Below are 12,959 nucleotides of genomic sequence, written 5' to 3'. Positions count from 1 at the left end.
CTTCCGCCTTCCGGTGTGAGCCGTCGGGGTTGCGGCCGGCCGCATGCACGGCACGGATCGCAACCCCCGGCACCTGAGAGCGCCCTCGCGGCCGGAGCCGCGACGGCCGTCAGGAGGTCTGGGCCTTCTCGTACAGGGCCTTGGCCACGTCACCGAAGTACGGGCCGAACATCTGGTTCGGCCAGAACACATAGCCGAAGCTGTTCACGGAGACCTGCACCCCGGTACCGGTGGACTCGTTGAAGCCGGTGAGCCAGGGGCCGCCGCTGGAGCCGCCCGTCATATTGCAGCCGAGCCCGTGGTCCTGGGTGAACAGGAAGTCCTTGGAGCTGTTGCCGCTGCAGTAGATGAGCTTCGTGCCGTCGTACGGTGCGGCGGCCGGGAAGCCGAAGGAGTACATCTGCTTGTTGTAGCCGCCGTTGAACTGGATCCCCTGGGCGCCGACGACCGAGGTGAGCTTCTGGCCGTTGAGCGGGGCGACGACCGCCGCGCCGATGTCGTTGTTGATGTCCTCCGTCGCTTCCCACTGCGGGGTGGTGAGCGTCTTGGCCGCCGCCCACTGACCGTGCGGCGCGTTGCCGTTGTTGTAGGCGGGCACGAAGACCCAGTTGGTGTGCCAGCTCCCCTGGTACTTCACACAGTGTCCGGCGGTGATGACGGTGCTGGCGTTCTGGCTCGTCACGGCGTTGCCGGTGCAGGAGGCGGTACGCCCCTGGAAGGTGAAGAAGACCCGGCCCGAGGTGGTGACGACGCTTCCGCCACCGGTCCACGGGCCACCGGCCTGCGGGAAGGCGGTGGGTGCGGCGGTGGGGGCGACGGTCGTCGACCGTCCGCCGGTCTCGGGGGCCTTGAGGCGGGTGGTGGCCCGTGAGCTCAGCAGCAGATCGAGCGGGGTGGCCGAGCGCATCCGCTCGGGGGTCCAGAAGGCGCGGGCCTTCTGCTGTTCGGCGGACGAGGCGGTGTGGGCCGCCGCCGAGGGCCCGGAGGCCGGTCCGGAGGATGCCGCGGTGGCCGCGGTCGAACTGAGGAGGCCGCCGGTGAGCAGGGCTCCGACGGCCAGCAGAACTCCCGTGGCGGTGCGATGGCGTCTCACGCATGACTCCTTCTGCCGTGCCGGGACGGATGAGGTCCGGGCAGGGTGGGGGAACGAAGAGCGGTGCGGACAGACCTGCGTGGGCAGGGTGCCACGGGAATCTTGACTTGTCAGGCGCGCGTCAACACCTTTCTTGGTCCGGTCGCCGTCGGTCCGGTGGGCGACAGCCGCCCAGGGGATCCGGTGGGCACCCGCCGCGACGCCGGTGCGAGCCGTGCGCCGGTGCCGGAAATCCGGAAAGGCCGTCGGTTCCCGTCGTTCCGCGGTCGAGCCGTGTCCGGGAAATGAGAAAGCGCGGTGAGATCACGGAAAAAGCACCGGCCGCAAACCGGGGCTTTTTCGGTCCGGCTGGAAGAACGGTCGAGGGTGACTCCGGAATTTCCCTCTCGACCCGGTGCCGATTCCGCCCTTCCTCCTCGCCACCGTCCCCGTAGTGCCTGCGGTGGGCGTGCAACCGCCCCCGCCAAGAGCAGGACTCGTCCGCACCTCAATTCTCACCTGGGGATCCTTCGAGATCGCGGTCCGGTCGCGCGCTGGAGGACCCAGGGGGAACGAGGGTGTGATCACCCGCGCACCCGGCTGCGCGGGGCGTGCTCCCGGCCGACTATACGAGGAATGGCGGGACGGTATTAACTTTCTTTGGCCGCGGGGAAGTTCCGGAATACCGGCGCACTTCCTGCTGATATCCCGTCATATTCAAGAACCCTGTGGGGAGGGATGAGATGCTGTCCGTCTTCGATTTGCTGAGGGATTGTTCCGACGATGCACGAGACGGTTCTCTGGGCACTGTTTCCGTTCTCCGGGACGGGCCCGGATACGCCGCCGCCCGGCGGACGTTCCTCGCGGCCGGTCTGGCGGCGCTGCCGGACGACCGGCCCGGATCGGGGTGGGTGCAGTTCAACATCCCCTGTGGCGCGGACGGCCGGGCCGGCCTCTACCGGAGACTCGCGGACGTGGCGCCCTCGTTGCTCGTCTCGGGCGCGGCCGTCAACTTCTTCTTCATGCACAAACCTCCGGGGCTGCGGGTCCGGTTCGAGGCGCCGGGTCCCGATGGACGTGACGCGCTGCGGCAGGAGTTGACCGCCCGGCTCGGCGGGGCGGGGGCATCGGCGCCGTCGTACGTGGTGTACGAACCCGAGACCTACCTCTTCGGCGGTCCCCGCTCCATGCCCCATGTGCACCGCCTCTTCACCGCCGACTCCCTGGCCTGGCTGGACCATCACCGCCGCACCGGGCACACCGGAGGGTCCGCCCCGGCGGACTGGCGGGTGTCCCTGTCGCTGCTGCGCGGGGTCTTCGAGGGGCTCGGCATCGTCGGCTGGGAACACCGGGGGGTGTGGGAGGCCATTCGCGAGGACACCGGGCGCCGGCTCACCGGCGGTCTGACCGCACCGGGCGCCCGGGCCGCCGCCGAGGGCATCCGCGCCTACTGGCGGGAGAGCGGGAACCCCGGGACGGCGGACGGCGCCGCGGAGGACCCGGCGGGCGGCCGGGGCCACCGGAGGGCACTGCGCCGGGCGGCGGGGGAGTGGCGGGAGGGGTACTTCGAATCGGGTGACGCCGTGCTCGGCCCCCGCCGTGCCGCCGCCTACGCCGTGATCTTCCACTGGAACCGCGCGGCGTTCTCCCCGGCACGGCAGAGCCTGCTCGCCGCGGCGCTCGCCGACGACCCCGGGAGCCGGGATGACTGAGCGGCGGACGTCCGGCGCTCCGGTCCGGCCCGCCGGGGAACACACCGCGCGGCTGGGCGGAACGGCCCTGCTGAGGCTCGCCGGGGTGCCGGTGGCGGCGTGGACCGGAGCGGGCAATCCCGGACTCTTCGCCCGGATCTCCGCCGACGCGCGCGCCCGCGCCGAACTGGCCGGGCGCGCCCGGAAGCTGGCCGGGGACCTCGGCACCCTGGTCGTCCCGGACCCGGAACTCGGCGCCGCGGAACGCCGGTCGGTGCTGGCCCTCAGACGTCGGCTGCACGCGGGCGCCACACCCGGCCCCGCGGACCAGCGGCTGCTGGACGCCTCGGCGGCGGTCCCGGCGGAGCTGGCGGCTGAGGCCGCGGCGCTCAGCCGCTGCCTGCGTGAGCTGGACCTCGGCGAACGCCTGCTGCGGGAGGCGGTGGCGCAGGAGTGGCAGCGTGCGGGAACGTTCATCTGGGAGCGGACCCGGTCCGCCCCCACCCTGCGCGGATTCCTCGACACCACCGCTCCGGAGCTGCTCACGGAGGCGGAACGGTTGCTGATGAAGGGCGAGTTGTGGCGCGACCGCCGACTGCGCAAGACGGGGGCGTACCTGTGGCGGATCCTGGCGCGGTCGGCGGCGAAGTCCACCCCGCGCGGATGGCTGGGCCAGATCGCCCCGCTCCCGGTTCTCGACAGCCCGGCCCCGGTTCTCCGTGGTGGTCCGCTGGGGGCGGACACGTCCGGGACCGCACTGCTGCCGTACGGCGTCACCGTGGCCGATCTGTCGGCGGAGACCGCGGAGAACGTCTTCCTGCTCCGTACCCGCCTCGCCGGTACCGATCTGGTGGGCGCTCCTCCCGGGACCCTGGTGGCCCCCGCGCCCCTGCAGTTCCTCTCCACCGGTCCGGCCGGACCGGCTCCGGATGTCCCCCAGGCCGCCGACGCCGTGGTGTGCTGCCAGGTCGTCGATCCCGCCGCGCCGGACCGGATGCGTGAGATCCGGCTGCGCCGCACCCGGCCGCTGCACGCCGTCCTCACCCTGCTGGCCGAGCGGCCGCGTTCACTCGGCGAACTGGAGTCGGCGCTGCTCGGAGCGGACGGAGCGTCCGGAGCGTCCGGAGCGGACGGGGCCGAACGGCGGCGGGCGGTGCTGCGCGGTTTCCTCGCGCATCTGCACGGCCTCGGTGTGCTCCAGGTCTGCGCGCCCCCGCACCGCCGCTGCGCGCGCTGGACCACCGCGTACCAGGTACGTGACGGTGCCCGGCTGCCCGGCGCGGGCGCGGCCCCGGGATGGTTCACCGACTCCCACCGCTCGGTCCGGGCAGAAGGAGCCGACGGGCCGGGGGTACCGGCCGACGCGGTCGCCACGGTCCGGGAAGGGCTGGCCATCGCGGCGCGGCTGGCCGGGCTGGCGCGGGCGGAGGGCCTCGCCCCGGCCACCCCGCGCTCCGCCGCCGCGCTCACCTCGCTCGGCGCGGATCCCCGCCCGCTCCGCGACGTCCTCGCCGAGGCGCTGGCCGCGCCCCCGGACACCGGGGCGGTGCCGGCGCACCGGCACCCGGGATGGTCCCCGGCGCGGACCGCGGACTCCGGCTACGGGCGGCTGCTCGCGCTGCTGGGCGACCGGGGCACCCGGCCCGGTGACGGCGGCCCGGTGGTCCTGGACCACCGGCTGCTCGACGGTTACGGGGCCCCGCCCGCCGACTCCGTCCTTCCGCACTGGCCCGTCGACTGCCTGCTGCGGCCCGCCGGTTCCGGGCCCGCGGTCCTGCAGAGCGCGTCCCCCGCGGGGGTGGCGGACGCCCGGTTCACCGACGCGCTGCACGCCCTGCACGGCTCCTACGACAACGTCGAGGGCTACCGGACGTTCCTGGAAGCGGTGGAACGCGTCGCCGGGGTGCGGTTCGTGGAGCTGCTGGTGCCACCGCTGGCCGACTTCGCGGCGAACGCGGTGCGCAGACCGCTCACCACCGGCTGGTGGACTGGGGACCCCGACCCCACCGCCTACTTCGGCACCGCCCGGCCCGCCGCCCGCTACCTCCCGCTGGACCGGATCACCCTGCGGTGGGAGGGGACACGGCTGATTGCGGAGGCCGACGGCCGTCGTATCGTGCCGATCCACCACGCCACCCGGGTCGCCCCGCCGCCCTACGGCACCCTGATGCGGCTGCTGCTGACCGCCGGACATCCGGGCACCACCTGGCTGCTGCGGCTGGACGGTCCGCTCGCGGCGCTCGGCCCGGTCCGGCACTGCCCCCGGGTGCGGACGGGTCCGCTGGTGATCGCCCCCGCCCAATGGCGGGTGGACCGGGCGCGGTTGTGGCGCCGGGGAGACGACGACCTCACACGGGCCCGGGGGCTGGCGGACCTGCGTGCGTCGGCCGGTCTGCCCCGCCATGTGTTCGTACGGTCCGGTCCCGGCGCCAAATCGCTCCCGCTGGACCTGGCCGCGCTCCCGGCGCTCGGCGCGATCGAGCGGCTCTGCGCCCGGGAGCCCGGGACCGAGCTGGTCTTCGAGGAGATGCTGCCGCTCCCCGGCGATCTGCCGGTCCGCGATCCGCTGCACGGCCGGTCCGGCACCGACCCCGCCGTCGCGGCACAACTGCTGCTCAGGCTTCCGCAGGACCGCGGTATCGACGAACTCGCCCGCTCCGCCGCCGCCGTGCTGTGCGGCGACACCGACGTCCCCGCGCCTCCCGCCGCCGGCGGGCCGGGCAGCGGGGCGGAACCCGTTCACTGAACAGAAAGGAATCCCCTCATGGAGACCATGGAGCTCCTCGACCTGGACAACCTCATCGACGACCTGGAGGCCAGGATCACCGAGACCCGGCTGCCGGACGCCGCGGCCGCCACCGTGCTCTGCGCGTCCAGCCTCCTCTGCGGCTCGGCCCTCTGCGGCTCGGCCCTGCTCTGTGTGACCGACCGCGGCTGAGTCCGTGCCGGATAGCCAGGACCAGCCGTCCGGCACCGCCAGGGCGGCTGGTTCCCCGAAGACGTCCGGCCACGGTGAGGTCGTCACACTCGCCGTGGCGCTGCTCGACACCTGGGCCCGGACCCGGACTCGGGAGGGCGGCGACCCGCCACCGGTGGCACCCGGATCCGGCGGTCCGGGGATCCCCGCCCTGGGCTGTCTGCTGAGGGACACCACGGGTGAACACGGCGCCGTGGTGCGCGGGGCCGTCGCGGCCTGGACCCGCACCGTCGGCGGCGGAGCGAATCACATGGGCCTGCACGACGGGGGGTTGAGCGGCACACTCGTCGGGCTGCGGCTGGCCGCCCGGATCCACCCGCCGCTGCACCGCGCCGCCGACCGGCTGCGCGACCATCTGCTCCGGGCCACGGCCGCCCGCCCGTGGCGCACCGAGGGCGTCCGGTTCGACGACCACGACCTGATCGTCGGCCCGTCCGGCACCCTCCTGGCGCTGCTCGCGGACGGTGTGACCGAGCTCCCGGCCCTCGCTCCGCTCGCCGGCCATCTGACGGCGCTCTGCGCGGACCGGGAACTGAGCCGTCTGCGGGTCGCCGGATACGCCGGACATCCTCGACTGGGCCGGCTCGAAGGCCGGATCAACACCGGTATGGGACACGGGGTGGCGGGCCTCACCGCCGCGCTCACCGCCCTGGTCCGTACGGTGGGCCCGGACCCCGCGACCGTCCGCGCACTGCGGCACACCACCCGGTGGCTGATCGGGCAGTCCTTCGACGACGCCCGGGCCATCCGCAGTTGGGACGACGCGGAACGGCACGGCCCCCCGCCGCCGGGGGCCCGCCCCCGCCAGGCATGGTGCTACGGCAACCCCGGCGTGTCCTGGGCGGTCTGGGACGCCGCCGACGCGCTCGGCGACCGGCGGTCGGCCGCATGGGCGGCCGACGCGTTCACCACCCTGGCCGACCACTACGACCCGGAGTTCCATCTCCACGGCGAGGACCCGTCCGATCTGCTGGGCCTCTGCCACGGCGCGGGAGGTGTGCTCGCCGTGGCCGACGCCTTCGCCCGGCACGCCGGGCTCCCGGCCGCCGCCACCCTCCGCGACGGGCTCAGCGCCCGGCTGCGGCAGCGATTGCCCCGGCTACGCGCACTCGGCATCCGGCCCGCGGGGCCACTGGCGGACGCCACCGGCCCGCTGTGCGCCCTGCTGAGCGCCGCCCACCCCGAGGCCCCACGGCTCTGGCAGCCCTGCTTCGGACTGCGGTGAACCGAGCCTCCCCGCCCCGCCCGGAGAGGGCAGGGCGGGGAACTGTCGTCATCTGTCTCACCGTCAAATTCCTTTTCCTGGCGCCTCTTTCCTCCTCTCGGGTCAACCTGACCGCCCCCGTGGCCCTCTTGTTCTTCGGTGGCCCTCGCACACCTGATCGGAGGGCCGGGAGCAAGGAGGAGAACTGTGCGCACGCACCGATGGAGAAACATCGCGCTGGCGACCGGCATCGCCGGGGTCCTCGCGTCCACGGGCGCCACCGCCGTCGCCGAAAACGGCACCTCGGCCACGCCACAGGTACCCGACCTGCGCGCCGATGTGAACCGGGACGGCTCCATCGAGGGCGCCACCGACACCGACGGCGAGAACACCTGGACCAGCCGGCGGGGCGCGATCGTGCTGCCGAACGTCGACGACGACGCCAAGCGCTGCCCGGTCAAGGACGCACGGGGAAGGCCGCTTTCGGACGCCAAGCTGGCCCGGTGCAACGACGCGTCGGACGCAAAGGTCAACGGCGCGCGCGACGCCGCCGACCTGGCCCGGCTCACGACCGTACCGCTGCCCCGGACCCCGGCGGGCAGCCACGGCACCGTCAAGACGGTCGGCACCGGCGCCAAGAAGTCCCGCCTGTTCATCAAGCGCGAGGGACGCTGGTCCCTGCTGCGGCCCACCGACCGGCTGTCCACGAAGGAGCTGCGCTCCGGTGTCGAGCTGGGCATCGAGGCGATCGACGTCGTGCGCGACGCGCGGAAGTGGAACGGAGAGGTGAAGGTCCGCTTCACGGTCACCGCCAGCGGCACGTCCCGCTCCGACGACGTCGTGCTGCGCACCGCCCCCGTGCTCACCCACCACCACCTCCAGCGGGCCGAGGAACTCCTCGTCACCAAGGTGTCCGGCGGCGGCGACTACGGCCGCGCCCAGCGAAAGTTCGTCAAGGACCTGGCCGAGCAGGCGAAGAAGGCCGGGATCAGCAAGCCCCTGACCACCTTCACCAAGTACGGCGACGTCTGGGCGCAGGACTTCGTCGAGCCCGCGTACGCGAGCATGCCGGGTCCGGGGGGCAAGCAGCAGGTGATGCGCGTCCTGATCCGCTCCGCGCAGCCCGACCGGGAGGCCGGGCGCGAGCTGTTCGAGAAGTTGCGCGGTCCGGATGTGGGCGTGGTCCAGGTCAGCGGGGTGGAGAACGACGAGGGGTGGACGCTCAACTCCATGGGCAACCTGGAGACCATCCCGCCGTACACCCTGGGCGGCAAGAGCTACCCCGCCGGGCGGATCATCCAGGGCTACCGCGCCGACACCGGCATCAAGCCCGCCAAGGCGATGCGTACGTTCCTGTCCTCCCAGGGCGCGCAGGCGCCGCTGCTGCTCGACACATCCTGGCTCTCGGTCGGGCACGTGGACGAGTTCATCCAGTTCCTGCCTTCGGACACCGAGCGCGGCTGGCGGATCGGCGTCGCCGACCCGGCGGCCGGTATGGAGCTGTTGCGCAAGGCCAAGCGGGACGGTCACGGCGGCGAGAAGATGTTCTCCGTGCCGCGCTCCGCCGACATCCCGGCGCCCAAGGAGACCATCGACAAGGTCCTCGCCAAGGCCACGTTCCGCTCCGACAACAAGCTGGCGGCCGCCCGCATCAAGGCGAACCTGGACATCCTCAAGCGGGAGACCGGCATCACCGACGCGGAGATCGTCAAGGTTCCCGGCCTGTACATGCGCGACGACGAGCGTGGCAGCCTCAGCGGCAGCCGCAAGCTGCGGCGCATGGGCCCCGATACGCTGCGCCGGTTCAGCCAGCTCGGCGGTGACGACAGCCGTGCCGACGGCCGTGCCGAACGCGGTGCCACACGGCAGGCCGCCGTCTCACGGAAGAGCGCCTATATCCCCGGTGCGGTCAACGGCGTCCTGCTCAGCCCGACGCGCTACCTCGCGCCCCGGCAGTGGGGCCCGGTCATCGGCGGCCGGGACATCTTCACCGAGGCCGTGAACTCCGTCTACGCGAAGGCGGGCTTCACCACGTCCTACATCGACGACTGGTACACGTACCACATCGGCATGGGCGAGGTGCACTGCGGCACCAACACACTGCGTGACGCCACCGCGCCGTGGTGGCCCACGGCGTAGGGCCTTGCCCCGGGAAACCGGCGCGCCGCCATGGGCGCCGGTATCCCGGTCGTGCGGGGCCGCATGCCGGTGGTGCCTACCGTTCCGGGTGCCGTCCCAGGGGTCGGTCCTGGATGAAGTGGCTCGGTCTGCCGTCCCGTGAGACCAGCCGCCCCCGCTGCGCCGCTCCGGCACGGGGCATGAGGGTCCAGCTACCGTCGGCGCGGCGCAGGGCGGACGCGTGCCAGGGGGTGGTCCAGGCATCGGGCGCGTCGAGGAGGCGGATGCCGAATTTGGTGGCGCCGACCGGCTGCGGGTGGATGGACAGGCGTACGGAGTGCGGATGGTGGTCGGCGACGAGGTCACCCCATGCGCGGCTGCGCCGGATGACTCCGTAGGCCCGCTGCCGGCAGCGGCGTTGGAGGGCGGAGCGGGTGCCGGGGTAGTCGGGGGTGTCCTCGACGAGGAAACGGGTGATGCCGCGGTAGAGGGCGAGGGTGTCGTCGTCCCTGCGGACGTCGGCGCGCAGCGATTCCAGGGCGGGGGCGTACTCCGCGTCGACGTGGGCGCGTCTGGCGTCGTGCGGGAGGTCGCCGAGGACGTCCCGCAGATCGAAGACGGACAGCCGCTCCAGGCCGAGTCGGCGGATGAGGGCGCGGAGTTCGTCCGCGTAGGCGTCGACGTGGTGGTCGGGTACGTCGATGAGGTCGCTGAAGACATGGCCGTCGGAGCAGATCACCATACGCGCGCCGGGCGGATGGATCCGCGCGATCCGTGTGCACAGGGCGTCGAGGAAGGTGAGGGAGAGGCGTTCGCCCATATCGGGGAGGTGGCCGAGCACCTTGGCGGGGTTGGGGGACTTGCAGGGGAAGCCCGGCAGGGTGAAGCGGACCGGGGCGCCCGCGCGGACGAAGTCGGTGATCTGGCGGAGCTGGTGCGGGAACATCGCGGGGGAGACGGTGTCCCGTCCGGTCGTCCGGTGGTGGGGCAGGAGCAGGCTCAGGATCGCGGCGCCGGTGTCCGTGGCGAGGGTGGTGGGCGCGGTGGTGGACGGCATGGAGTTCCTCCGGGAGGCATACGGGCGGGAGGCATACGGGCATGACGGCGCGCGCCGTGCCGCGGACGCGGCCGGGCGCCGTCGGTCGGACGGAGTGTCCGTCGGATGCGGTGTCGGCCGGACGGGGTGTCAGCCGGACCGACGCGGAGCGGGCGGCGGTGTCACAGGCGTCGGTCGTAGTGGACGGGCAGATGGAGGGCGCCACGGCCGAGGACGGCCGGGATCCACTCGATCCGCGCGTCGTCGACGGCAAGCCGCAGTCCGGGGAGACGGGTGAGCAGGGTGCCGAGAGCGACCCGTAGTTCGGCCCGGGCGAGTGCCGCGCCCGGGCAGAAGTGGATGCCGTGGCCGAAGGCGAGGTGGGGGTTGGGGCTGCGGCGGAAGTCGAGGGTGTCCGGGTGGGGGAAGCGGCGCGGATCGCGGTTGGCCGCGCACAGCGAGACGATCACGGAGTCACCGGCCGGGACCCCGGTTCCCTGGAGGTCGCTGTCCTCGTCGAAGAAGCGCCAGGTGGTGAGTTCGAAGGCGCTGTCGTAGCGGAGGAGTTCCTCGACCGCGCCGGGGAGGAGCGCCGGATCCTCCCGCAGGGAGGCCAGTTGCTCCGGGTGGCGGAGGAGGGCGATCAGCGCCGTGGTGATCTGGTTGGTCACCGGCTCCTGGCCCGCCACCAGCAACTGGAAGATCATGGAGTCCAGCTCCTCCGGGGACAGTTCACCACGGTCCCGGGCCATGACCAGGCGGCTGAGCAGGTCGTCGTCCTCCCGCGCCCGCTTGTGCGCGACGATGTCGGCGATATAGCCCTGGAGGCCGTGCAGCCGCGCCTCGTACCGCGGCCGTCCGGGGTCGGTGGGGCCGACCGGCTGGACGACCTTGCCCCAGTCGCGGTCGAACCGGGCCGCGAGCTCCCGCGGGAGGCCGATCACCTCCGCCAGGACCTGGAAGGGGTAGTCGGCGGCGAAGCCGGTGACCAGGTCGGCGGGGCCGGTCGCGGGCAGGGCGTCGACGAGCGCGTCGGCCATCTCCTGGAAGCGGGGGAGCAGCCGTTCGACGCGGCGCGGGGCGAACGCGTCGGTGACCAGGCGCCGCATATGGGTGTGGCGGGGCGGGTCCTGGTGGAGGAGGTGCACCTGGAGCTGGGAGTGCTGCGGCTCCGGCATGATCGAGGCCCGGGCGCGCCAGCGGTCGTTGCCCCGGTCGTGGTTCTTGCCCAGACGGTCGTCGTTGAGCGCGGAGTGGGCGGCCTCGTAGCCGGTGACGAGCCAGGCCCGCACTCCGCTGGGGAAGAGGACACGGTGCACCGGGCCCGCCTCGCGCATCCGCTCGTAGAGGGGATACGGGTCGGCCTTGTAGGGGCAGCCCATCAGCGGCACGGGTCCGGTCCGGGGGTCGTCCGCGGTCCCGGGCTCCTGGATGGTCATGAACGGGGCTCCTTCACAAGGCGGTTGGATGATGTCCCGGGCTCGGCTGCGGTGCGGCCGGTGGTGCCGGCGCCGGACCACGCGAGCAGCGGTACGGCGAGGAAGGCGGACGCGGCGGCCAGGGCCAGCCCCGCGCGTGCCCCGCCGCTCAGCCCCCAGGCGGCCGTCGCCAGGGCCGGGCCGAGGGTGAAGCCGAGGCTGCGGGCGAGCTGCACGGTGGATCCCACGGTCGCGGCCCGGTCCGGTGGGGCGGTGCCCATCACCAGGGCCTGGGTGGGGCCGCCGTTCAGCCCCATTCCGGCACCGGCCAGCGCCAGCCGCCACGCCACCTCCGGCGGCGTCCAGCCACCGTGCGGCAGGAGCAGCAGCAGGAGCAGTCCGGTCGTGGTGAGCGAGGCACCCGCGACCGCGATCCGCCGGGGGCCGTACCGGTCGGCGAGGCGTCCGCCGAGCGGTCCGGCCAGCCCCATGCCCAGTGGGAAGGCGAGCACGGTCAGTCCGGTCCTCGTGGCACTGAGACCGGTGTCCCGCTGGAGGTGCAGGGCGACGACGTAGTGCATGGCCGCGAATCCGGCTGCGAGGGCCAGTACGGCCCCGTGGGCCCGGAACAGCCCCGCCGTGCGCAGTACTCCGGTGACCGGACGCCCGCCCGTCCCGCGCAGCCACCACCACAGCGGCGGCACGGCGACCGCCGCGAGCAACAGCCACCACGCGCCGCGCGGTGCCCGTGTCAACGCCAGCACCAGTACACCGACACCGGTGGCCACCAGCAGGGCGTCCGCCATGGACCGGCGATCGGGCGGCCGTGGTCCGGCGTCCCGGGGCAGCACCCGCCAGGCCACGGCCAGGGCCAGCGCACAGAACGGAATCTTGACCAGGAAGACGGAGTGCCAGCCCCAGTGGTCGATCAGCAGACCGCCGAGGGCGGGCCCGGTCACCGCGCCCAGCGGGCCCAGGGTCGCCGGTACGCTCATGGCGCGGCCCCGCCGCTCCGGTCGCACCGACCGGAGCGCCAGCACCGGCATCAGCACGAACAGCACCGCGCCGAAGCCCCCTTGCGCGAGCCGGGCGGCGATGAGCCAGCCGGTCCAGGGAGCGGCCGCGGCCAGGAGGCCGCACAGCGCGAAGCCGGTGGTGGCGGTCAGCGTGGCGGAGCGCGCCCCCACACCGTCCAGCCACCGGCCGACCGGCAGCAGCAGGGACACCACGGAGAGCTGATAGGCCAGCATGGCCCACTGGGCGGTCCCCGCGGACACCCCGAAGCTGTCGGCGATGTCCGCCAGCGCCACGTTGACGATGTTCATATCGAGCATTGCCACGAACGACAGCGCGCCCGCCAGCGCCACGAGCACCCAGCGGTCCTCGCTGACGGGCGCGTCGTCCGCGCGCTGTTTCCCACCGGGACTCCGGCGTATCACTCTT

Annotated in this window: 9 protein-coding genes; 5 read left to right on the top strand and 4 right to left on the bottom strand. The window is 73.3% G+C overall.

From position 1 onward, the window contains the following. Positions 1–109 precede the first annotated feature (109 nt). The gene (locus NMK44_RS06280) at positions 110–1,093 is read right to left on the bottom strand and encodes a trypsin-like serine peptidase (RefSeq protein ID WP_254739125.1); all 984 of its coding nucleotides are present in this window, start codon (positions 1,091–1,093) and stop codon (positions 110–112) included. Positions 1,094–1,815: 722 nt separating this feature from the next. Between NMK44_RS06280 and NMK44_RS06275 the strand changes: the two genes are divergently transcribed. From NMK44_RS06275 to NMK44_RS06255, 5 genes are all read left to right on the top strand, one after another. After that, positions 1,816–2,784 carry a thiopeptide-type bacteriocin biosynthesis protein gene (locus NMK44_RS06275; RefSeq protein ID WP_254739123.1) on the top strand — a complete coding sequence of 323 codons (969 nt, stop codon included), beginning with the start codon at positions 1,816–1,818 and terminating at the stop codon, positions 2,782–2,784. Then, positions 2,777–5,509: a lantibiotic dehydratase gene (locus NMK44_RS06270; protein WP_254739121.1), complete on the top strand. Its 2,733-nt coding sequence runs from the start codon at positions 2,777–2,779 to the stop codon at positions 5,507–5,509. The genes NMK44_RS06275 and NMK44_RS06270 overlap by 8 nt, the downstream gene beginning before the upstream one ends. Positions 5,510–5,527: 18 nt before the next feature. Continuing rightward, positions 5,528–5,701 carry a hypothetical protein gene (locus tag NMK44_RS06265; protein WP_254739119.1) on the top strand — a complete coding sequence of 58 codons (174 nt, stop codon included), beginning with the start codon at positions 5,528–5,530 and terminating at the stop codon, positions 5,699–5,701. Between the two features lie 4 nt (positions 5,702–5,705). After that, the gene (locus NMK44_RS06260) at positions 5,706–6,965 is read left to right on the top strand and encodes a lanthionine synthetase LanC family protein (protein WP_254739117.1); all 1,260 of its coding nucleotides are present in this window, start codon (positions 5,706–5,708) and stop codon (positions 6,963–6,965) included. Positions 6,966–7,151: 186 nt separating this feature from the next. Next, a complete protein-coding gene (locus tag NMK44_RS06255; RefSeq protein WP_254739115.1) occupies positions 7,152–9,083 on the top strand; it encodes a protein-arginine deiminase domain-containing protein in 1,932 nt (643 codons plus the stop codon). A gap of 76 nt (positions 9,084–9,159) precedes the next feature. Here NMK44_RS06255 and NMK44_RS06250 read toward each other — a convergent pair whose 3' ends face one another. The 3 genes from NMK44_RS06250 to NMK44_RS06240 form a co-directional block, all read right to left on the bottom strand. Further along, positions 9,160–10,119 carry an L-tyrosine/L-tryptophan isonitrile synthase family protein gene (locus tag NMK44_RS06250; RefSeq protein WP_254739113.1) on the bottom strand — a complete coding sequence of 320 codons (960 nt, stop codon included), beginning with the start codon at positions 10,117–10,119 and terminating at the stop codon, positions 9,160–9,162. Positions 10,120–10,280: 161 nt separating this feature from the next. Beyond that, positions 10,281–11,537: a cytochrome P450 family protein gene (locus NMK44_RS06245; RefSeq protein WP_254739111.1), complete on the bottom strand. Its 1,257-nt coding sequence runs from the start codon at positions 11,535–11,537 to the stop codon at positions 10,281–10,283. After that, complete coding sequence (locus tag NMK44_RS06240; protein WP_254739109.1) at positions 11,534–12,955, bottom strand: MFS transporter; 1,422 nt, start codon at positions 12,953–12,955, stop codon at positions 11,534–11,536. The genes NMK44_RS06245 and NMK44_RS06240 overlap by 4 nt, the downstream gene beginning before the upstream one ends. Positions 12,956–12,959 lie beyond the last annotated feature (4 nt).

Source organism: Streptomyces cucumeris (assembly GCF_024295805.1).
GTDB lineage: Bacteria > Actinomycetota > Actinomycetes > Streptomycetales > Streptomycetaceae > Streptomyces > Streptomyces cucumeris.
The sequence above is the reverse complement of the archived record's forward strand: the minus strand, read 5'-3'. Positions and strand labels throughout refer to the sequence as shown.

Bases quoted from the DNA above. Each gene is read 5' to 3' on its own strand.
- NMK44_RS06275 (WP_254739123.1), top strand. From the start codon at position 1,816: ATGCTGTCCGTCTTCGATTTGCTGAGGGATTGTTCCGACGATGCACGA.
- NMK44_RS06270 (WP_254739121.1), top strand. From the start codon at position 2,777: ATGACTGAGCGGCGGACGTCCGGCGCTCCGGTCCGGCCCGCCGGGGAA.
- NMK44_RS06265 (WP_254739119.1), top strand. From the start codon at position 5,528: ATGGAGACCATGGAGCTCCTCGACCTGGACAACCTCATCGACGACCTG.
- NMK44_RS06250 (WP_254739113.1), bottom strand. From the start codon at position 10,119: ATGCCGTCCACCACCGCGCCCACCACCCTCGCCACGGACACCGGCGCC.
- NMK44_RS06245 (WP_254739111.1), bottom strand. From the start codon at position 11,537: ATGACCATCCAGGAGCCCGGGACCGCGGACGACCCCCGGACCGGACCC.